Source organism: Paenibacillus sp. AGC31, assembly GCF_057334655.1.
This window is the reverse complement of record NZ_JBHFJH010000001.1, coordinates 440,834-461,896: the sequence shown is the minus strand read 5'-3', so window position 1 is coordinate 461,896 and position 21,063 is coordinate 440,834. Positions and strand designations below refer to the sequence as shown.

Annotated in this window: 15 protein-coding genes and 2 riboswitches; of the genes, 10 read left to right on the top strand and 5 right to left on the bottom strand. The window is 47.2% G+C overall.

All coding sequences use genetic code 11. The features are described from left to right. Nucleotides 1-59: 59 nt before the first annotated feature. The 5 genes from floT to ptsP all read left to right on the top strand — a co-directional run bounded on the left by floT (nucleotide 60) and on the right by ptsP (nucleotide 7,029). Nucleotides 60-1,613, top strand: a complete 1,554-nt coding sequence (gene floT / locus ACE04G_RS01940; RefSeq protein WP_145323943.1) for a flotillin lipid rafts scaffold protein FloT — start codon at nucleotides 60-62, stop codon at nucleotides 1,611-1,613. 165 nt (nucleotides 1,614-1,778) lie between these two features. Then, nucleotides 1,779-2,633, top strand: a complete 855-nt coding sequence (gene glcT, locus ACE04G_RS01935; protein WP_047844046.1) for a glucose PTS transporter transcription antiterminator GlcT — start codon at nucleotides 1,779-1,781, stop codon at nucleotides 2,631-2,633. 286 nt (nucleotides 2,634-2,919) lie between these two features. Beyond that, on the top strand, nucleotides 2,920-4,971 hold the full coding sequence (gene ptsG, locus ACE04G_RS01930; RefSeq protein ID WP_036617007.1) for a glucose-specific PTS transporter subunit IIBC: 2,052 nt from the start codon (nucleotides 2,920-2,922) through the stop codon (nucleotides 4,969-4,971). Between the two features lie 77 nt (nucleotides 4,972-5,048). Further along, nucleotides 5,049-5,324 carry an HPr family phosphocarrier protein gene (locus tag ACE04G_RS01925; protein ID WP_024633102.1) on the top strand — a complete coding sequence of 92 codons (276 nt, stop codon included), beginning with the start codon at nucleotides 5,049-5,051 and terminating at the stop codon, nucleotides 5,322-5,324. After that, nucleotides 5,317-7,029, top strand: coding sequence for a phosphoenolpyruvate--protein phosphotransferase (ptsP, locus tag ACE04G_RS01920; protein WP_237176973.1), 1,713 nt, complete (start codon nucleotides 5,317-5,319; stop codon nucleotides 7,027-7,029). The genes ACE04G_RS01925 and ptsP overlap by 8 nt, the downstream gene beginning before the upstream one ends. Before the next feature lie 236 nt (nucleotides 7,030-7,265). On the opposite strand, the gene gcvPB is transcribed toward ptsP, so the two are convergent. From gcvPB to gcvT, 3 genes are all read right to left on the bottom strand, one after another. Continuing rightward, on the bottom strand, nucleotides 7,266-8,705 hold the full coding sequence (gene gcvPB / locus ACE04G_RS01915) for an aminomethyl-transferring glycine dehydrogenase subunit GcvPB (RefSeq protein ID WP_449003569.1): 1,440 nt from the start codon (nucleotides 8,703-8,705) through the stop codon (nucleotides 7,266-7,268). A gap of 137 nt (nucleotides 8,706-8,842) precedes the next feature. Next, the gene (gene gcvPA, locus ACE04G_RS01910; protein WP_449003414.1) at nucleotides 8,843-10,198 is read right to left on the bottom strand and encodes an aminomethyl-transferring glycine dehydrogenase subunit GcvPA; all 1,356 of its coding nucleotides are present in this window, start codon (nucleotides 10,196-10,198) and stop codon (nucleotides 8,843-8,845) included. Then, complete coding sequence (gene gcvT, locus ACE04G_RS01905; protein WP_449003415.1) at nucleotides 10,195-11,334, bottom strand: glycine cleavage system aminomethyltransferase GcvT; 1,140 nt, start codon at nucleotides 11,332-11,334, stop codon at nucleotides 10,195-10,197. The genes gcvPA and gcvT overlap by 4 nt, the downstream gene beginning before the upstream one ends. A 216-nt stretch (nucleotides 11,335-11,550) precedes the next feature. Then, nucleotides 11,551-11,652: riboswitch (glycine riboswitch) on the bottom strand. 3 nt (nucleotides 11,653-11,655) lie between these two features. Then, nucleotides 11,656-11,778, bottom strand: a riboswitch (glycine riboswitch). A gap of 344 nt (nucleotides 11,779-12,122) precedes the next feature. Between gcvT and gcvH the strand changes: the two genes are divergently transcribed. The 5 genes from gcvH to ACE04G_RS01880 all read left to right on the top strand — a co-directional run bounded on the left by gcvH (nucleotide 12,123) and on the right by ACE04G_RS01880 (nucleotide 18,103). Then, nucleotides 12,123-12,515 (top strand): glycine cleavage system protein GcvH, encoded by a 393-nt coding sequence (gcvH, locus tag ACE04G_RS01900; RefSeq protein ID WP_047844042.1) that lies wholly within the window; start codon nucleotides 12,123-12,125, stop codon nucleotides 12,513-12,515. 419 nt (nucleotides 12,516-12,934) lie between these two features. Further along, complete coding sequence (locus ACE04G_RS01895; protein ID WP_449003416.1) at nucleotides 12,935-14,389, top strand: PTS mannitol transporter subunit IIBC; 1,455 nt, start codon at nucleotides 12,935-12,937, stop codon at nucleotides 14,387-14,389. 38 nt (nucleotides 14,390-14,427) lie between these two features. Next, on the top strand, nucleotides 14,428-16,530 hold the full coding sequence (locus ACE04G_RS01890; RefSeq protein WP_221824714.1) for a BglG family transcription antiterminator: 2,103 nt from the start codon (nucleotides 14,428-14,430) through the stop codon (nucleotides 16,528-16,530). Continuing rightward, nucleotides 16,527-16,961 (top strand): PTS mannitol transporter subunit IIA, encoded by a 435-nt coding sequence (locus tag ACE04G_RS01885; RefSeq protein ID WP_017686856.1) that lies wholly within the window; start codon nucleotides 16,527-16,529, stop codon nucleotides 16,959-16,961. Before ACE04G_RS01890 ends, ACE04G_RS01885 begins: the two co-directional genes overlap by 4 nt. Further along, nucleotides 16,958-18,103, top strand: a complete 1,146-nt coding sequence (locus ACE04G_RS01880; RefSeq protein WP_449003417.1) for a mannitol-1-phosphate 5-dehydrogenase — start codon at nucleotides 16,958-16,960, stop codon at nucleotides 18,101-18,103. Before ACE04G_RS01885 ends, ACE04G_RS01880 begins: the two co-directional genes overlap by 4 nt. A gap of 60 nt (nucleotides 18,104-18,163) precedes the next feature. On the opposite strand, the gene ACE04G_RS01875 is transcribed toward ACE04G_RS01880, so the two are convergent. Both ACE04G_RS01875 and ACE04G_RS01870 read right to left on the bottom strand, forming a co-directional pair. Then, nucleotides 18,164-18,415 (bottom strand): cysteine-rich CWC family protein, encoded by a 252-nt coding sequence (locus tag ACE04G_RS01875; RefSeq protein ID WP_076212388.1) that lies wholly within the window; start codon nucleotides 18,413-18,415, stop codon nucleotides 18,164-18,166. 139 nt (nucleotides 18,416-18,554) lie between these two features. Continuing rightward, nucleotides 18,555-20,558, bottom strand: a complete 2,004-nt coding sequence (locus ACE04G_RS01870) for an endonuclease MutS2 (RefSeq protein ID WP_449003418.1) — start codon at nucleotides 20,556-20,558, stop codon at nucleotides 18,555-18,557. Nucleotides 20,559-21,063 lie beyond the last annotated feature (505 nt).

The window sequence follows — 21,063 nt, the reverse complement described above, 5'->3', positions numbered from 1 at the left end:
TTCTAATCACCTAATTAGTTTAAGCACTCATCATGAATGAATAAGGGGAGAGATGTGGAATGGATTTAAATTTGAACTGGGATGTTTTGTTGATTCCTATAGTTGTAGTCGGAGTCATTCTAATTTTGGGTCTGGCTTTCTGGGCGAGGTACAAAACGGTTGGACCGGATGAAGCGATGATCGTTACGGGGTCATTCCTGGGTAGCAAAAATATCTCCGATGATGATTCTGGCCGAAAAATCAAAATTGTTCGTGGTGGCGGTGCATTTATCCTGCCGGTATTCCAGCAGTCCGAGTTTATCTCCTTGTTGTCCCACAAGCTGGATGTCTCCACACCTGAAGTGTACACGGAGCAAGGGGTTCCGGTTATTGCTGACGGTGTAGCTATTATCAAGGTTGGAGGCGCTGTAGAAGACGTTGCTACGGCAGCTGAGCAATTCATCGGTAAACCTGTAGAAGCGCTGAGAAGCGAAGCACAGGAGGTACTGGAGGGGCATTTGCGGGCCATCCTCGGTACTATGACGGTGGAAGAAGTATATCGGAACCGGGATCGTTTTGCCCAAGAGGTTCAAGGCGTAGCAGCTAGAGATTTGAAGAAAATGGGACTGCAAATTGTTTCATTTACCATCAAGGATGTTCGTGACAAACAGGGTTACCTGGATGCTCTCGGTAAACCGAGAATTGCCGCAGTGAAGCGTGATGCCGAGATTGCTGAAGCAGAAGCAATGCGTGATGCACGTATTCAGAAGGCTAATGCGGAGGAACAGGGGCAAAAAGCAGAGTTGCTGCGGGATACCAATATCGCCGAGGCAGCCAAAGAGAAAGAACTGAAAGTAGCCACGTTTAAGCGGGATCAGGATACAGCCAAAGCAGAAGCCGATCAGGCTTACCATATCCATGAAGCTCGCGCCAGACAGACTGTGGTGGAGGAAGAAATGAAGGTTGAACTTGTTCGTAAAGAACGTGAGATCGATCTTCAGGAAAAAGAAATCGTCGTACGTGAGAAGCAATATGATGCTGAAGTGAAGAAAAAGGCAGAAGCGGATCGTTATGCGGTGGAACAGGCAGCCGAAGCGGATAAAGCCAAGAGAATGCGTGAAGCCGATGCGGTACAGTACTCCATCGAAACACATGCCAAAGCAACAGCTGAACAGAAGCGACTTGAAGGTCAGGCCATGGCGGATGCGGAACTTGCCAAAGGTACAGCAGATGCAGAAGTTATTCGTTTGCGTGGTCTTGCTGAAGCAGAAGCGAAGGAAAAACTGGCCGAAGCATTCCAAAAGTTTGGCGAAGCGGCTGTACTCGATATCATTGTCAAAATGCTGCCTGAACTGGCTGGCAAAATTGCAGAGCCAATTGCATCCATTGATAAATTGACGGTGGTAGATACAGGTAAAGGTGAAGGTGCAGCACGAGTGAGTAACTATGTTACTGAACTTATGGCGACCGCTCCAGAGATGCTCAAAAGTGTATCCGGCATCGATGTAGAGCAGCTGATTAAAGGCCTTACGAAGTCTAAAACACCTGCGCCAGTTGCCATTCAACAGAGCGAGGCTGTTACAACTCCTTCTATAATCGACAAGATTGTGGAAAGAGCTGGAGTTGACGAGTAAGAAGCACTTCGAATCTTGCATGGTTGCTCTATTGACCTTAAGGCGAATTTTTGTTACTTTTTAAGCGAGACGTCCGGCGCGGTTTGCCCGCTCCGGGTGTCTTTTCGTTCGTAACAGGGTGTGACTTAATCACACCTAAGATGGTGTGAAAAAGAGGTGCAAACAATGAGCAGCTTGCATGTAGATAAAGCGCTAAATAATAATGTAATCATTGCACAGCATCCAGAACACGGGGAAGTCGTTGTTATTGGTAAAGGCATTGGCTTTAACCGAAAACCGAGTGATCACATTCCATTGATGGCTGTGGAGAAAATGTTTATTTTGAAAAACCAGCAGGAGCAAGAGCAGTACAAACAGCTTCTTCCACAGGTGGATGAAGCACTGATCGAGATTATTAACGAAGTTATTACGTATATTGCAGAGCGTACGGACGTTCCTCTGAATGAACATATCCATATTGCATTAACCGATCACATTTCTTTCGCGTTAAAACGCAAGGAGCAGGGCATTATCATACAAAATCCATTTTTATATGAAACCCGCGAGATTTATCCTGAAGAATATCGAATGGGAGAATACGCTGTTCGTCTGATCAAAGAGAAAATGGGTGTAGATTTGGGGATGGACGAGATTGGTTTTGTTGCCCTCCATATCTATAGCGCAATGACCAATCAAAATATATCCCAGGTACGTGAACATTCACAATTGATCACTGATTTGGTGAACCTGGTGTCCGATCAACTCGATTATTCGTTTGAAACGGAATCACTTGATTACTCTCGTTTGCTGACTCATCTTCGTTTTGCCCTTGAGCGTGTTCGCCGTGGAGACAAAGTGGAAGAGCTTCATAAGTTGGATTCCCTGCTTAAGTTGGAGTATCCCGAAATGTACTCGCTTGCATGGAAACTGACCAAAGTAATGGAGAAAAGACTGAAACTGCCGGTTTATCCTGCGGAGGTAGGTTATCTGACCATTCATCTGCAAAGACTGAATCAGCGGAAGGAAGAAGAGAATAAGTGAGGTCATTCCAGTGATGGAATGTGGAATTTATTTTTTTGGTGTAAAGGCTTGCAATAGATTAGAACTGGTGCTACAATGGTTTCCGTAATCAAGCAACTGAATAAACATAAGCGACGTGTTACTGACTCGATCAGGCATGAGTTAATTAAAGTGTGATTGTTCTTTCCTTGTACAGGGTATGCTATACCCCAAGGTTGGCACAGTTTACTTTGTTAATTCATGCCTTTTTTGTGTTCCCTTGCTTGCATCACAACATATAAATTAGACGAAAGGGAGAAACGACGCGATGTTCAAAAAGCTTTTTGGTGTATTGCAAAGAGTAGGTAAAGCTCTCATGCTGCCTGTAGCCATTCTACCTGCGGCAGGTTTGCTGCTCGGAATTGGTAACATGCTGGTTAATCCAGATTTCTTGCAATATGTAACGGCGCTCGACACCCCTTGGGTGAACTCGATCGCAACAATTATGATGAACGCAGGTCAGATCGTATTTGATAATCTGGCATTGCTGTTCGCCGTCGGCGTAGCTGTCGGATTGGCTGGTGGCGAAGGCGTTGCAGGTCTTGCAGCGATCATCGGTTACCTGGTCATGAATGTTACATTAGGATCTGCAGTAGGTGTTACTCCTGCAATGATCGGTGAAGTACCGGGTTATGCCAGCATCTTGGGTATCCCAACATTAAGTACAGGCGTGTTCGGAGGTATTATCATAGGTATTGCCGCCGCGCTGTGTTACAATCGATTTTTCAAAATCGAACTGCCGTCTTACCTCGGTTTCTTTGCAGGTAAACGATTTGTACCGATTATCACATCGGTAGTATCCCTTGTAATCGGGTTGCTTCTTGTGATTATCTGGCCTCCGATTCAAAATGGACTGAATGCTGTATCTCACTTCATGGTAGATACAAGTCCGACCTTGTCGGCATTCATCTTCGGAGTTGTGGAACGGTCATTGATTCCGTTCGGTTTGCATCACATTTTCTACTCCCCATTCTGGTTTGAGTTTGGTGAGTATGTGAATAAAGCCGGAGATGTTATTCGTGGGGATCAGAAGATTTTCTTCAGCCAGTTACGTGATGGCGTTGCTCTCACAGCAGGAACATTCCAAGTTGGTAAATTCCCGTTCATGATGTTCGGTTTGCCAGCAGCGGCACTTGCGATGTACCATGAAGCAAGACCGGAGCACAAAAAGTATGTTGCAGGGATCATGGGTTCAGCTGCGCTAACCTCGTTCCTGACAGGGATTACAGAGCCACTTGAGTTCTCGTTCCTGTTTGTAGCACCAATCCTGTTTGCAGTACACTGTATCTTTGCAGGTTTGTCTTTCATGACCATGCAAATTCTGGGTGTAAAGATCGGTATGACCTTCTCCGGTGGGTTCATTGACTTCCTGATCTTCGGGATTATTCCGAACCGTACACCTTGGTGGGACGTTATTATTGTCGGATTGGTTCTTGCGGTGATCTATTACTTCGGTTTCCGGTTTATCATTCGCAAATTCAATCTCAAAACACCAGGACGTGAAGATGCAACGCCTGAAACCGAATCTGGCGGAGGCTCTGGTTCAACGGATGACCTGCCACATAACATTCTCGAAGCTTTTGGTGGCAAGGAAAATATCAAACATCTGGACGCTTGTATTACTCGTTTGCGGATTGAAGTTAATGAGAAATCCAATGTGAAAAAAGATCGTTTGAAACAATTGGGTGCATCTGGTGTACTTGAAGTGGGTAATAATGTTCAAGCCATCTTCGGAACACGTTCCGACACGATCAAATCTCAGATGCAGGATATTATTGCAGGACGAACACCAGCACCAACGCCAGCAGCTGCCAAACCAACTCCTGAAGAGGAGAAGGCACAAGGTGAGCAAGGCGAGCGCATCGTTGCTGAGGATATCGTCATGCCAGTCAATGGTGAATTGCTGGACATTACAAATGTACCTGATCCGGTCTTTGCTGAGAAAATGACAGGTGATGGATTCGCAATTTTGCCACATGATGGTACGATAACTTCTCCTGTGTATGGTAAAGTGTTTAATGTATTTCCAAGCAAACATGCCGTGGGCATCATGTCCGATGGAGGCAAGGAAGTGCTTGTTCATATAGGTGTTAATACGGTGAAGCTGAAAGGTCAAGGCTTTAACGTACTGGTACAGGAAGGTGATCTGGTATCGGCAGGTCAGCCGATTATGGAAGTGGATCTGGAGTATGTCAAAGCAAACGCTCCTTCGATCATTTCACCCGTTATTTTCACCAACCTGCCAGAGGGCTCCACAGTAACTCTGAAGAAGAGCGGAGTGCTGAAAGTTGGCGAACAGCCAATCATTGAGATAAAATAAGAAGTGTTACGACAATGGCAAGCAAGTGTAAATATATGCAATGCCTAAACCAAACTACTGAAAGTGAGATGATTGTAATGCAACAAACATTCAGAATTACAGACGAAGATGGTATCCACGCACGTCCGGCGACAGCCCTGGTAAATACAGCAAACAAATTCAAAGGTGCAGAATCCTTTGCAGAAGCTAACGGTAAAAAAGTAACTTTGAAATCCATTCTGGGTGTTCTTTCCCTCGGATTGGAACAAGGCGACACCATCAACATCATCGTTGAAGGCGAAGGCGAAGCTGAAGCTCTTCAAGCTTTGACTGACGTTATGGTTAACGAAGGGTTGGGCGAAATTAATGCTTAATGTCTCCGGGATCGCGGCTTCGGCGGGTATTGCTATCGCCAAGGCGTTTATCTTGGAGCATCCTGACTACTCTGTAGAAAAACGCCAAATTAACGACGTTGACGCAGAGATCGCGAAACTCGACTCAGCTCTGGGTAAATCCCAGGCTGAGCTTGAGGCGATCAAAGAGCGCACTTTACAAGAGCTTGGCGAGAAAAAAGCAGAGATTTTTGCTTCGCATTTGCTCATTTTGAATGACCCGGAACTGATTGATCCGGTTAAAGCTAGAATTGCGGATGACATGATCAATGCAGAATTTGCTTTGAACGAAACGGCATCGCAATTTATCTCCATGTTTGAGAACATGAAGAGTGCTTACCTGCAGGAACGTGCTGCAGATATGCGTGACGTTACCAAACGTGTGCTAAATCACTTGCTTGGTATCGACTTCATGAGTCCGGCTGAGATCAATGAAGAAGTGATCGTGCTTGCGGAGGATCTAACACCTTCCGACACGGCTCAACTGAACCGTCAATTTGTTAAAGGTTTTGCGACCAACATTGGTGGTCGTACTTCTCACTCGGCGATTATGGCTCGCTCACTTGAAATTCCGGCTGTCGTTGGAACCAAGGACATCTTGGCTCAAGCGAAACAAGGCGATATGATTATTGTTGACGGTCTGGATGGTCACGTACTCGTTAACCCTACTGATGAAGTTATTGCTGAATACCGTGCCAAACAGGAACAGTATGATGCACAACGTGCAGAGTGGAGAAAACTTCGTGATGAGCCAACGGTAACGGTAGACAACGTTCATGTTGAACTTGCAGCCAACATCGGTACACCAAATGATGTAACGGGTGTTCTGGAGAACGGTGGCGAGGCTGTAGGCCTGTACCGTACCGAGTTCCTGTACATGGGCAGAGACAAGCTTCCTTCCGAAGACATTCAGTATAATGCTTACAAAGCGGTACTGGAAAAAATGGAAGGCAAACCTGTCGTTGTTCGTACACTCGACATCGGTGGAGATAAGGAGCTTCCATACCTGGATCTGCCAAAAGAAATGAATCCATTCCTCGGCTTCCGCGCAGTTCGTCTGTGTCTGGACCGTCTGGATATCTTCCGTACACAATTGCGTGCATTGCTGCGTGCAAGCGTACATGGAAACCTGCGTGTCATGTTCCCAATGATCGCAACACTTGGTGAATTCCGTGAAGCAAAAGCTGTCTTGCTCGAAGAGAAAGACAAGCTGGTTGCTGAAGGTATTGCTGTTTCTGACAGCATTCAACTCGGAATCATGGTCGAAATTCCTTCGACTGCAGTTCTGGCGGATCAGTTTGCCAAAGAAGTGGATTTCTTCAGTATCGGAACGAACGATCTGATTCAATACACGATGGCTGCTGACCGTATGAACGAACGAGTGGCTTATCTGTACCAACCTTACAACCCAGCCATTTTGCGTTTGGTTAAAATGGTTATCGATGCAGCGCATCGTGAAGGCAAATGGGTTGGCATGTGTGGTGAGATGGCAGGAGACGAAACAGCAATTCCATTGTTGCTTGGTCTTGGATTGGATGAGTTCAGCATGAGCGCAACCTCCATTCTGCCAGCTCGTAGTCAGATCACCAAGTTGTCCCGTGCGGATATGCAGGAATTGGCTGCTAAAGCTCTGGATATGCAAACGGCTGAACAAGTTGTTGAATTGGTTCAAAGCATTCAAGCGTAATTTTGCCGGGGTTTCCTCCGGATTTGAGGTTTTTTCTTTTTCCGATAATGAGCTGCATTGATGCAGCGATATTGCCGGTATCCGCGATTCATTGTGGATACCGGCTTTTTTTGTTGCGTAGATGTATAGGAAATAAAGGGGAGTACGAGGGAAAAGTCCTGTAATGTTTAACCAAAAAATGCTCTCACTGGTGTAGTTAACATCAGCAAGAGCATGGACAAGAAACTCACTTAGTTTTAACTGCAAGCACAGTTCAGTACAGGTTTGCGAGCGGCGGTGGTTTCATCCAGACGGGTGACCGGTGTTCCGTAAGGTGCGTTCAGGACTAATTCTGGTGTCTCTTCCGCTTCTTTGGCAATCCGTATCATCGTATCAATGAACCCATCCAGCGTTTCTTTACTTTCGGTTTCTGTCGGCTCGATCATGATGCATTCTTCGACGTTGAGCGGGAAGTACACGGTTGGTGGATGATATCCAAAATCAAGCAGTCGTTTGGCAACGTCAAGTGTGCGTACACCATATTGCTTCAACCCCCGTCCAGACATGACGAATTCATGTTTGCATACACCCGGATACGGAATCTCGTAGTAAGGTGCGAGACGGGCCATCATATAGTTAGCATTGAGTACCGCACATTCAGATACACGGCGCAATCCTTCCGGTCCATAGGTACGAATGTAGGCATAGGCACGTACCAATATACCGAAGTTACCGTAGTAGGCTTTCACTCGGCCAATGGATTGATCGCCTTCACGATCGAATGCATACATACCGTCATCATTTTTAATTACCATTGGCTTAGGCAGGAACGGAATCAGACGGCTCTTCACCCCGACTGGTCCGGCGCCAGGTCCACCACCGCCATGAGGCGTACTCATCGTTTTGTGCAAGTTCAGATGCACCACGTCAAAGCCCATATCACCCGGACGGGCAATGCCCATAATGGCATTGGAGTTCGCGCCATCGTAATACAACAAGCCACCAGCCTGATGTACGATGGATGCAATTTCCTGAATGTCTTTCTCGAACAGACCAAGTGTATTCGGGTTGGTCAGCATCAATGCCGCCGTATCCGAACCGACTGCTGCACGGAGTGCGTCCAGATCGACCAGTCCGTCTGCGCGGGATGGAATCGTCACCGTTTCAAATCCTGCAACAGTAGCACTTGCCGGGTTGGTCCCGTGAGAAGAATCGGGCACGATGACTTTGGTACGTTGTTCCCCACGACCTTCGTGGTAGGCACGAATCATCATAAGTCCAGTCCATTCGCCATGGGCACCAGCGGCTGGTTGCAGGGTCACAGCGTCCATGCCTGTCAGACCTGCAAGGTCGTTTTGCAATGTATATAACAGTTCAAGAGCACCTTGAATGCTGGATTCATGCTGGTACGGATGGATTTTGGCAAAACCGTTATAACGGGCAACATCCTCATTAATCTTTGGATTATATTTCATCGTACAAGAGCCCAGTGGATAGAATCCGTTATCTACGCCGAAGTTGCGGCGGGACAACGCAGTATAGTGTCGAATAACATCTACCTCGAACACTTCCGGCAGTGCCGCTGCTTCCGAACGGAGCATTTCCCGGGGAATCAACGTATCGGCAGCCTGACGAGGAACGTCACATTCTGGCAAGGAATAAGCGACACGTCCCGGGCTGCTGAGTTCAAAAATCAATGATTGTTCCGGAGCAGGAGATAAGGTCTGTGCACTAAATGTTGTATCCGTCTCAGGTTGAACCGAAGTGGAGACAGAGGTGCCTGTTTCCGATTGTCCGTGTACCGATGTTGTCGTTGTCGTCGTCGTTTCCTGAGTCACAGCGATCCCTCCAATGCTCGTGCGAATTCGTCAATTTCTTCCTTACTACGCCGTTCCGTAACAGCAATCAGCATATGTCCGGCAAGCTCTGGATAATCACGTCCAAGTTCGTAACCACCAATGAAGCCCGCATCCAGCAGTTTCAATTGAAGAGCATCCACGTCTGTTCCCTCAGGAAGCTGAATAACAAACTCATTAAATGTTGGTGCATTAAAAGTAAGGCTAACTCCAGGAATCACAGTTAATGTATTCAGGGTGTAATGACTCTTTTGCAGGTTCAGATCCGCGACATCGATCATTCCTTGTTTCCCCATAATGGACATATAGACAGATGCGCTGAGTGCAAGCAAAGCCTGGTTGGAACAGATGTTGGATGTCGCCTTTTCGCGGCGGATGTGCTGTTCACGTGCTTGCAGTGTGAGTACAAAACCACGCTTGCCGTTGCGATCGGTTGTTTGGCCTACAATTCGGCCAGGAATTCGGCGCATATGAGGCTGGGATACGGCGAAATATCCGCATGTTGGGCCGCCGAGTGAAGCGGCGATGCCAAGGGGCTGCGCATCACCTACAACGATGTCGGCACCCAGCTTGCCTGGGGCTTCCAGCAGACCCAGCGATATCGGGTTGGCACTTACAACGAGCAGGCCCTTGTGCGCATGCACGAGGTCGGCAGCCTGCTTCACATTTTCCACAGCACCAAAGAAGTTCGGACTCTGGATCATGACAGCAGCGGTATCGTCCGATATGGCGGCTTGCAGGGCATCCCAATCAGTGACGCCATCCTTATAACCAATCTCGACAATCTCCAGACGGAGTCCGTGCGCATATGCCTGCAATACCTGACGGGCTTCCGGATGAACGGTACGGGATACAATGAGCTGTTTGCGACGAGTTGCCGCTGCGGCCAGATTACCGGCTTCCGCAAAAGCTGTTGCGCCGTCATACATGCTGGCATTGGCTACAGCCATACCGGTTAATTCACAGATGTAGGACTGAAACTCGAAAATGGCCTGTAGTTCACCTTGGCTGATCTCAGGCTGATAAGGTGTGTAGGCGGTGTAGAACTCGGAACGGGAAATGACATGATTGATGACGGAAGGAACATGATGATCGTATATACCTGCGCCGAGGAAGCTGGCGTGTGTTTCGAAATTGGCGTTGACGCCAGCTTGTTTGGACATATGACGTGTCAGCGCATATTCATCAAGTTTGGAGGATACGGGCAGCTCGCCCTGATAACGAATCTCCTGCGGAATGTCCTGAAACAGATCCTCCAGCGTACCCACACCAATGGTTGCGAGCATGGCGTTCTGATCTTGCTCAGTCATGGGAATGTAACGGTGCTTGCTCATGCTTGATCAGCTCCTTGAGTAGGTGTCTTCGACGTACGTGTCCGTTTATGAAAAGGGGTCTTCACGACCTCGGCTTTTAGTTTCTTGCCGCGGATCTCAATCTCAAGCGGGGTTCCCAGCGCAGCGTATTTGCTGTCGATGAGGGCAAGCCCCAGATTACGCTTCAATGTAGGTGATTGTGTGCCTGTTGTCACTTCACCAATCTGTACGCCTTCAGCGTAAATCGGATAGTGGGGGCGAGGAATACCACGCTCCAGCACTTCGATGCCGACCAGTTTGCGGGCAGGACCGTCAGTTTTTTGCTGTAACAAGGCTTCGTGTCCGATAAAAGGTCCGGCATTCAGCTTCACAAACATGCCAACACCAGCTTCGAGCGGAGAGATGGTTGCCGACAATTCCTGTCCATACAGTGGTAACCTTGCTTCAAAGCGCAGTGTATCCCGGGCACCAAGTCCGGTTGGTACGAGTCCGTGACCTTCACCGGCTTGCATTAATCCATTCCAGACCACAGCGGCCTGATCCGCAGGAACATATAGTTCAAAGCCATCTTCACCTGTATAACCGGTACGGGACAACAGTAATTTTACTCCGCATACTTCAGCATCCTGCACAAAACGAAACGGTTCAATCGAGCTTACATCCGTATCTGTAACTTTCCCGATAATGTCTACAGCCAGTGGACCTTGCAAGGCGAGCAGCGCTGTCTGCTCCGAATCATTGGTCATGCTCACGCCAGGGATCAAGTGCTCTTGCAGCCACGCCCAATCCTTGTCGATGTTGGAGGCGTTAACCACAAGCATATAATGCTGATCTTCCAGCTTATACACGAGCAGATCATCCACCACACCGCCATCTGGATAACACATCAGGGTGTACTGGGCTTGATCGGGAACCAGCGTGGTCACATCATTGGTCATCATTTGTTGCAAAAACGCTTCAGCCTGCTCACCCTGTACTGTGAATTCGCCCATATGGGATACATCGAACAGTCCAGCACGCTCGCGTACCGCTTCATGTTCTTTCTGGATTCCGCTAAATTGTACCGGAAGCTCCCAGCCTCCAAAATCAATGCACCGTACGCCTTCATATTGCTGATATAGTGGGAAGAGTGGTGTTCTAAGCAGCAAATCGGACATCAAATCACCTCGTCATGGGCCGTCAGCCGGCCGGATATACAATCGTGGATCAATGAACCAGGGTATTTTTAAATTTCCAGCTAGATAATTTCATCACATAAGTATGGTAAGGCAGCTATGGCAGCGCCGTTCTACATCCTGTTTTTCGTTTTTTGGGAAAAAGGAAAAGGACAGGCCAAAGAATCGGCATGCCAAGTAGCACGCTGTATTCTAAGGCTCTGTCCCTTGTACCTGAGAGTTACCCCGCCGCGGTTGTGCAGCAGGTTTCCCCTTGGGTGATCATAACGCCCGCACAGGGCGAATAGATGCTCTCCAGAGTTGCGTCCCGTAAAAGTCCTTTTGCCTGAGAGATTCACCTCCGCTTATCGGTGGTTTACTCCTTCGGCGTTACCTCATGTACATCCCGAATCGGGTGTCACGGGTAATCTCTCCCTTTACATTCATCCGCGGGTATATCATGGTCCAATAAACACATTTACTCCTCTCATTAAAACGTGAATCCACTACCGATGTCAAGAACGATATCATAGATAACAATTTAAAACCGAATATTTAATCTGTTTTCGTTGTTATTGTTCGTGTATTTATAAAGAGTGCGCTTACTATTCTAATATTCACCAGTATATGAAGAAAGAGTGTAATCCGGTTACAGGATTTAGAGGTGTTTAGTAAATAAATTGTGAGGTATCTTGACATTTGATTCATAAATATCATACGCTATGTTCTGGGAAAAAGGTTAAGGTCAAAGAACGCATGCACTCATTTAATGAAAAGCGAGGCGGATATCGATGAGCGAATTGAAAAGTGATTTCCTGTACAGTGAAGAGCATGAATGGGTGCAAACCGTAGGGGAGGATACTGTACGTATTGGCATTACCGAGTTCGCACAGCATCAGCTGGGTGACATTGTGTTTGTGGAACTGCCTGACCTTGAAACCAATGTAAAAGCAGAAGATAGCATTGGAACGATCGAATCGGTCAAAACGGTTTCGGACTTGTTCTCTCCCGTCACAGGTTCAATTATTGCAGTCAATGATTCGTTGCAGGATTCCCCTGAACTTGTGAACAGCTCTCCTTACGAGGAAGGCTGGATGATTGAGATTCGAGTTGAGGGAGATCTGACAGCAGCATTGTCTACATTGATGAATGCAGACGCGTATCGGAAACATACGGAAGAATAGTTTTAACGAACTTGTACTTATTAACATATATTTTATAACCAAATGAAATGAGTTTCATATTGTTTTGACCTGTGTGAGCCTGATGCTTGCACGGGTTTTTTGTGCTTTCCAAGAATGGTTTTGAATGTGGATTGAAGCAGATTGTGGATGTAAATCACCTGATTGGACCAAGCTATAGGTTAGGAAATGATTCTGGAAATGATAAAAGTCATAGGCAAAAAAAGCCTTGTGTATCAATGGGTTCAGCCATTATGCATCAATTAAAACGATTACATAACCTAATGTTGTCATCATTGTTCATGACGAAAGTACGCTTTCATTTCATTGAACAGGAGAGCATTCTCGCTTAGGATTACAGCAGGGGAGAAATGATACCCCTTTCATAAATCATAATCACTTGATCCAAGGAGGATAATACAATGAGTAATTTGGACCAATCGTCCAATTCCAAAGGTGGACTACGGGTAGGTGTGCAACGTTTTGGCCGATTCCTGAGTGGTATGGTCATGCCGAATATGGGAGCGTTCATTGCCTGGGGATTAATTACAGCCATGTTCATTCCAACAGGCTGGTTCCCTAACGAGACACTAGCACAGCTAGTTGATCCGATGATCAAATATTTGCTGCCACTGTTAATTGGTTACACCGGGGGTACGATGGTGCATGGTCAGCGTGGTGGTGTCGTGGGTGCCATTATGACCATCGGGGTCATCGTGGGTAGTGATATTCCGATGTTCCTCGGTGCCATGATTGCCGGACCACTGGCAGCATGGATCATTAAAAAGTTTGATAAATCCATTGAAGGTAAAGTTAGAGCCGGATTTGAAATGCTGGTTAACAACTTCTCAGCCGGTATTATTGGCGGGATCTTGGGGATTTTTGCGCTACTGGGCATCGGGCCTGCTGTAGAAGCGATTAGCAAAGTATTGTCTGCCGGGGTACAAGGCTTAATGAATCTGGGCTTGTTACCGCTGGTCAACCTAATCATTGAACCAGGTAAAGTATTGTTCCTGAACAATGCAATCAACCACGGGATTCTGACACCGATTGCAACAGATCAAGCAAGAGAATTAGGGCAATCCGTGTTATACATGCTTGAATCGAACCCGGGTCCGGGACTTGGTATCTTGCTTGCTTACTGTTTCTTCGGACGCGGAATGGCCAAATCTTCTGCACCGGGTGCTGTTATCATTCATTTCTTCGGGGGAATTCATGAGATCTACTTCCCTTACATTTTGATGAGACCGATTCTGATTCTTGCCGCAATTGCGGGTGGCGTCGCAGGTACATTAACATTCATGCTCACCGGAGCAGGACTTGTTTCGGCACCATCACCGGGTAGTATTATCGCGTATTTCCTCTTAACACCAAAAGGTGGATACCTGCCGATGCTCGCAGGGGTGCTTGTAGCAGCAGTCGTTTCCTTCCTGGTTGCAGCAGTGTTGCTGAAAACGGGTAAACAAAAAGACGAAGATCTGGAGTCCGCATCCAGTCGGATGAAAGACATGAAGAGTCAAGGAACCGTGCCAAGCGCTGGTATTACGGCTAATCAACGTGAAGCAGACAGAGCCGCAGATATGGCTTCTTCTACAGTGAAAACAGATGTGAAGAAAATTGTCTTCTCCTGTGATGCTGGCATGGGGTCGAGTGCCATGGGCGCTTCCATTCTACGCAAGAAGATGAAGGCAGAGGGGATTGACGTTACGGTGACCAATACGGCTATTAGTGATATCCCACCGGATGCAGATGTGGTGATTACACAACAAGTATTAACCGATCGTGCCCGCTCCGTAGCGCCGAACGCAGAACATATATCCATCGACAACTTCCTAAAAAGCCCGGAATACGATGCGCTCGTTGAACGTCTAAAGTAATTGCACGCATTTGTTTTCCCTGAGCCGGAGGCTGAGATATGAGTATTACCAAAAGACAACGTGAAATCGTGGAGTTTCTGCTGGAGCATCCACATGAAGTCACTGCCGGCGAAATCGCCGTTGAAGTAAAGGTCAGTACCCGAACGGTTCACCGGGAGCTGCAAATGATTGAACAATGGCTTGAACCTTTGGGCATGAGGCTGGAAAAAAAATCAGGAACCGGTATCCGAATCGATGCCAGTTCCGATGATCTGGCTGTATTGCGCCAGCAACTAGAGGGTAAAGAATATGTAGAGTTTACGCCAGAAGAGCGTAAGCTCTTCATGCTTTGCATCCTGCTGGATGAACCGGAGCCTGTAAAGTTACTCGCCTTGGCTTCGGATCTGAAAGTGACCGTATCCACCGTAACCACGGATCTGGACGATCTGGAGTCACGGATCCGTCAGGCGGGACTAAAGCTGGTTCGCAGACGTGGATATGGCGTCAAGATTAATGGAAGTGAGACAATTCATCGCACAGCCATAGCTGCACTTGCTCTCGAATTTTTGGATGAGTCCGACCTGTTCGGAAGACAGCCAGAACAAGGGGGCTCCGTCGTAAACCAAAAACTGCTGGATATGATTGGACACGGTGATGTGCTTACGGTCGAAAATGCGTTATGGCAACCAGACATCGAATGGCTGGAGAACATCCCGGAACGCCAATACATGAAGCTGCTGATTCAATTATCCGTCGCGGTTGTACGTATTCGTAAAGGCTTTGGCATTGGCCGTATGTCTCCACAAGAGAACACGGGAGATGAAGTTGCAGAGCAAGATGAGATGAAGGTTCCACCTTATATGGCTTCCCGCTTGTGTGGTGTGTTATCCACCCAACTGGGACTGACATTCTCCCAAGATGAGCAAGCTTATTTTCACAGACTATTAGTTGAGACAGAGCAGCGGATTCACTCTTCACGGCTGTTGCCAATAGACGACTTGATTTTACTGGACAGGGTACATTCACTGATTGATCAGATGCAGGCGAGAACACATTATGCCTTTCATGAGGATCGGTTGCTTCGTGAAGGTCTGCTTGGTCATATGCAACCTGTCATGGAGCGAATTGAAGGGCAACAGATGATTCGTAATCCGCTACTGCAGCAGATTCGCAAGGATTATGATTCACTCTTCGAAGAGGTCAAACAATCCGTGCATCAAGCTTGGCCAGGTACTGACGTTCCGGATGAGGAAATTGGTTTCCTGGTCATGCACTTTGGCGCTTCCATCGAGAGGTTACGTGCATTGAAACGGGAGATCAGGGCCATCATCGTGTGTACAAGCGGAATCGGATCATCACGCATGCTTTCCAGCCGATTATCCAAGGAGATTCCCGAAATTCGGATCATGGACAGTGTGTCCTGGTATGAAGCTGCCCGGATGCCTACAGATCAATATGATCTGGTCTTATCCACTGTTGATCTGCCGATGGATGAGCATCAGTATTACAAAGTAAGTCCACTGCTTACGGCGGAAGAGAGCGAACGTCTGCGTCATTTTATCCGAACAACAACATTACAACAACAGCATAATAAGCCCCGTGAAATAGAGGTTCAGACGACAAGTCGTTACGCTGACCCTGATGGAATGGAAGCTATTTTAGTTGAAATCGTCCGAATTATTGGAAAGTTTCAGGTGTATCCGCTGGATAACCAAGATATCGGATTCTATAAAACGGTGTATGCGATGTGCAACGTACTCCATGGATCTGGTGTGTTGAAGGAACCGGGGGAGATCGCAAAACGGTTGGAGGCACGTGAAGCAGTGGGGAGTCAGAAGATTCCCGGCACAAGACTTGCGCTGTTTCATACACGCAGTGAGGGGATCTACAGGCCGTCCATTAGCTTGTTTCAACTCACGGAGCCACTCCTTCGTACGCCGGATGATCCGACAGGAGTTACCCATGTTCTTTTGATGCTTGGTCCCAGAGAATTATCCAAGGAAAGCCTGGAGGTTCTCAGTGAGATCAGCGCCCTGTTATTACAGGAAGAAATGATTACATTGCTGGAAAAGGGAATCAGGGATGAACTCATTCATTACCTGTCCCAGGAACTCGTTGGATTTTATCGCAGTAAAACCGAAATTGGAGGTCAACCATTATGAGTATGTTAACAACAGATAAAGTCATCATGAATGCGACGGCTCAGGATAAATACGAAGCGATTCGCATGGCAGGACAGATTCTGAAGGATGCGGGACATATTACCGCTGATTACATTGAGAAGATGATTGAACGTGAAGAGATTGTCTCAACCTATGTAGGGAACGGCCTTGCGATCCCACACGGTACAAAGGAATCCAAAGCTTTCATTTTATCCACAGGTATCTCTGTCATTCAGTATCCTCAAGGTGTTGATTTTGGCGAAGAAAAGGCTTATATGGTCATTGGTATCGCGGCTCAAGGCGGGGAACATATGGAGATCTTGACTAGCATCGCGGTGATCTGTGCTGAGGATGAGAATATGGAGGCTCTGCGTCTGGCGAAAACAGCCGAAGAAGTAATCGCTATTCTGGAAAGTGAAATGGAACTATGAAGGCTCTACACTTTGGCGCAGGTAACATTGGACGTGGGTTCATTGGATTGATTCTCTCCCGTGCAGGGTATGAGGTGATTTTCTCTGACGTGAATCAGGACTTGGTAACCGCTCTTCAAGAACGGGGACAGTACACGGTAGAACTGGCTAACGAGAGCAAGGATCAGGAGACCGTTACAGGTGTAAACGCAATCGATGGGACTCAGCTAGAAACGGTTGCCCAAACTGTGGTGGAAGCGGATCTGATTACAACCGCAGTGGGTGTGGGCGTGTTAAAACATATTGCACCAGGGATTGCGAAGGGACTTGAGAAAAGACTGAATTCCGGTCTTGCTCAAAACCCTCTTCACATTATTGCTTGCGAGAACGCCATTGGAGCCAGTACACAATTGAAAGAGCATGTATATGCTCTGCTCAATGAAGAAGTGCGTTCCCTTGCAGATCAGTACGTTTATTTTCCAGATTCAGCCGTAGACCGGATAGTGCCTATTCAGCATCATGAAGATCCGTTGCATGTACAGGTGGAGCCTTTTTACGAGTGGGTGGTGGATCGTTCCCAGATGGCTCCTGCATTCAAACCGGTTGAGGGCATTGTATATGTCGATGATCTGGAGCCGTATATCGAACGGAAGCTGTTCACTGTTAATACAGGACACTGCGTTGCAGCATATATCGGTAATGTGCACGGGTATGACACGATTCAAAAGGCTATTGCCGACGAGAAGGTGAAATCGATTGTCTACGGTGCTTTGCAGGAAACTGGAAAAGTTCTGGTGAAGCGTTTTGCATTCAACCCGGAAGAACATGAGCAGTATATTGTCAAAATATTGGGACGGTTTGTCAACCCGTATCTCACCGATGAGGTTACTCGTGTTGGTCGTTCCCCGCTGCGCAAGTTGTCCCCAAATGATCGTCTGGTTCGCCCGGCCCTTCAGGCATATGCGGATGGAACTGATACGACTTATCTGGCTATGGGTATAGCAGCAGCCTGCAAGTTCGATGTCTCCGATGATCCGGAAGCAGTTGAACTACAGGACATGATCCGCGAGAAGGGGATTACAGCTGCGCTCCACCATTATACGTCCATGGATGAGCATCATCCGGTGCTTGAACAGGCTGTTGCCCAGTATAACCAAATGTAAGAACAGTGGTAGCAAGCTAACAGTATTGATGAGGCATAATGAAGAAGAGCCATACAGTTATTAACTGTGTGGCTCTTCTTTTGGTTGGCGTTTATCGGCATAGTCGTCCAAACAGCGTTGACATATGCAGGATTTTCGGCGCTGCTCTGGCGGAATGCGGTCAAACACACCCTCGGGGAAAGTAGCCCGGTTACACCAGCATTCCGAATGAGGATGTCCTGCGGCATAGGAACAGCGATTAGCTTCCCCGCATAACGGGCAGACAAGAACATCGATATGGATGTGCTCTTGATCGTCTTGTTCTGCAGACATACAGTTCTTCCCTCCCTGTGGAATAGCTACGAGCTGAAGTTAAACATACTGGTCCCAGTATAACAGAAATGTGCTTGTGATTATGGATTTCACTGTGTATATATGACTTCCAGTTCACTACATCTGTTTCTCCCATCGGCTATTCTTCAGGCGGTAATTCGATCTGTAGGCCTTCCACATGTTTGCGTCCCATCAACTTACGTTTCTTTCGATTTTCCTTTGTTTCTAGCACAATGTCCAAGTCATAATCGTCACCCGGATAAAGCTCATCGGCAGATATATGCAGGGTCAGGCGTTTCTTATGGATTTTTACTTTGCGTCCACGTAACATGACCCCGATATTTCCACGGCTATCCTCGACATCACAGACGATGCCCGACTGATTAAGATAGGCCGCATATACCCGATCTCCTTTGCGAAAAGTTTTGGAAGGAGCAGGAGAATCCGACTCTCTGGTTGTTGTCTTTTTGTGGAGAGCGATTGAATCCTTTGAATGCTTCGACTGGTTCTTCCTGGATAACTCTGTTGGGCCGTCTGCTTCTGCAACGGAACGATCAGGCGTCAGGGCCGGATTTTCCAAAGGAGGTGACGTGAACACGAATGTACGATCTCTCGAAATACTTTGATCTGACAGGGACTTGGATCGCTCGATAATTCGCTGTGGCATGCCCAGCTTTAATGCGATGGAATAAGCATAGCTCTCACCAGCTTCTCCGATACGCAATCGATACAGCGGCTGGAGAGAAACGGTGTCAAATTCCATCCGGGCATTTTCGAATCCTGGCGTGGCAGCAGCAAAATGTTTGATTTCACCAAAATGTGTTGTCGCTACAACGGTTGCTCCACGGCTGTGCAGTTCCTCCAGCATGGCGATGGACAGTCCAACGCCTTCACCGGGATCTGTGCCCGAAGCCATCTCATCAATGAGCACCAGAGTTGATGTATTGGCCTGTTCCAGTATGCCAATCATATTGCGAATATGTGCGGAAAATGTACTTAGCGCTTGTTCCAAACTCTGCCCGTCACCAATATCAACCGCTACCTCGTTATAAACAGCCATCTCGCCACCCTCCTCCACCGGAATAAGCAAACCGGATTGCATCATCAAGGTTAACAAACCAAGTGTTTTGAGTGCGACCGTTTTACCCCCGGTATTCGGGCCAGTAATAATGAGCGACGAGTACGTTTTGCCAATGGCAAAATCAAGGGGAACCATGGAAGAACCCATGAACGGATGACGTGCACGTTGAAGGTTAATGTGGCCCTGAGTATTGACTCGAACGGTACGTCCATCCATGGTGGCCGCATATTTGGCTTTGGCAAACAGGAAGTCCAGTACACCTACCGTTTCGGTGTTGAGGGCGATTTCACGGTTATACGATTCGGCCAGGGAGGTTAAATCACCGAGAATTCTCATCTCCTCTCGGGACTCCTCCGCTTGTAGAGCGGCCAATTCCATCTGTAAACTTACTAATTCAACAGGTTCGATATATACGGTTTGCCCGCTTCCGGATTCATCCAGTACACTGCCTTTCACCTGTTTACGGAACTCTTTCTTAATGGGCAGAACCGTTCTTCCTCCCCGTTGGCTGATGACATGTTCCTGCATAATGGAGCGATGTTTACTCACTAGAGAATCAAGTTTTCGTTTCATGCGTTCCGCATTCACCGTTATTTTTTTACGAATTTGAATCAGTTCCTTGCTCGCCTGATCCTGAATGCTTCCACTATGGATGCAGCGCTCAATCTCACTCAGCAAAGGTTCGATCAGAATCATGGATGCTGCATAACGACTGACGGTGGGAGCGGCCCCGGATTTACCCTCCATGTATTTCATGAGTTGTGCACAGCTCCGCAGGAACTGAGCTAGATGACTGAAGTCGCGCTCACTGAATAGATAACCCGTGCCAAGCAGATCCATAATGGTTTCCATTCCGTCGAGTGAAGGGAGGGGGATACTGGCCCCGAAGCGAATCAACGCAGCTGCTTCTGCTGTTTCTTCCAGGCGAATCTGAATCAGGTGAGCATCTGCCATCGGTTTTAGTTCTCTGGCATAACGTTTGCCCAGATAAGACAGGGCGCAGTCTGCAACGTTTTTTTGAATTTGTGGATAGCCCAAACTGTTTAATGTGTTCTCATTCATGCGTAATCTCTCCTTGAATTTGAATTGGGATTTCAGTTGACGCGCTGAAACATATTCCTGGAAAACGCAAAAAGGGCGGAGAATGAACAAACGTCATTCTCCGCCCTAAACGTATGGGAAAGCAAAGTCCACTACAGGTCTATATTAAAAAATCCGCGCTGAACATAGCGCGGAAATAGACCCGGACAATTACAATCCCGGAGGCGATTTATGATATCCGCTGTTCTTAACTAAGTACAGGGATCTGGCGCATCATGAAATACACGTATGCCATATGGGCACAAGCGCAATGAAAGGCCAAACTCCTGAATATGAAACTTGGTTAGTTAAGAACATTCACCGACATTAAAAATCTCTCCTTTGATTGAGGAATATGCAACCAATATAAACTGGAAATTGGTTTGAAGTCAACCTTTAGAATAAATGAGTGGACTTGAATAAGAATGGGTTTTAAAATAACAATAGTAAATTAATCCAATGAAAGCGATTTATTTTAATAAACATA

Coding starts and splice junctions, on each gene's coding strand:
- floT (WP_145323943.1), top strand. CDS start 60: ATGGATTTAAATTTGAACTGGGATGTTTTGTTGATTCCTATAGTTGTA.
- glcT (WP_047844046.1), top strand. CDS start 1,779: ATGAGCAGCTTGCATGTAGATAAAGCGCTAAATAATAATGTAATCATT.
- ptsG (WP_036617007.1), top strand. CDS start 2,920: ATGTTCAAAAAGCTTTTTGGTGTATTGCAAAGAGTAGGTAAAGCTCTC.
- ACE04G_RS01925 (WP_024633102.1), top strand. CDS start 5,049: ATGCAACAAACATTCAGAATTACAGACGAAGATGGTATCCACGCACGT.
- ptsP (WP_237176973.1), top strand. CDS start 5,317: ATGCTTAATGTCTCCGGGATCGCGGCTTCGGCGGGTATTGCTATCGCC.
- gcvPA (WP_449003414.1), bottom strand. CDS start 10,198: ATGAGCAAGCACCGTTACATTCCCATGACTGAGCAAGATCAGAACGCC.
- gcvT (WP_449003415.1), bottom strand. CDS start 11,334: ATGTCCGATTTGCTGCTTAGAACACCACTCTTCCCACTATATCAGCAA.
- gcvH (WP_047844042.1), top strand. CDS start 12,123: ATGAGCGAATTGAAAAGTGATTTCCTGTACAGTGAAGAGCATGAATGG.
- ACE04G_RS01895 (WP_449003416.1), top strand. CDS start 12,935: ATGAGTAATTTGGACCAATCGTCCAATTCCAAAGGTGGACTACGGGTA.
- ACE04G_RS01890 (WP_221824714.1), top strand. CDS start 14,428: ATGAGTATTACCAAAAGACAACGTGAAATCGTGGAGTTTCTGCTGGAG.
- ACE04G_RS01885 (WP_017686856.1), top strand. CDS start 16,527: ATGAGTATGTTAACAACAGATAAAGTCATCATGAATGCGACGGCTCAG.
- ACE04G_RS01880 (WP_449003417.1), top strand. CDS start 16,958: ATGAAGGCTCTACACTTTGGCGCAGGTAACATTGGACGTGGGTTCATT.
- ACE04G_RS01875 (WP_076212388.1), bottom strand. CDS start 18,415: ATGTCTGCAGAACAAGACGATCAAGAGCACATCCATATCGATGTTCTT.
- ACE04G_RS01870 (WP_449003418.1), bottom strand. CDS start 20,558: ATGAATGAGAACACATTAAACAGTTTGGGCTATCCACAAATTCAAAAA.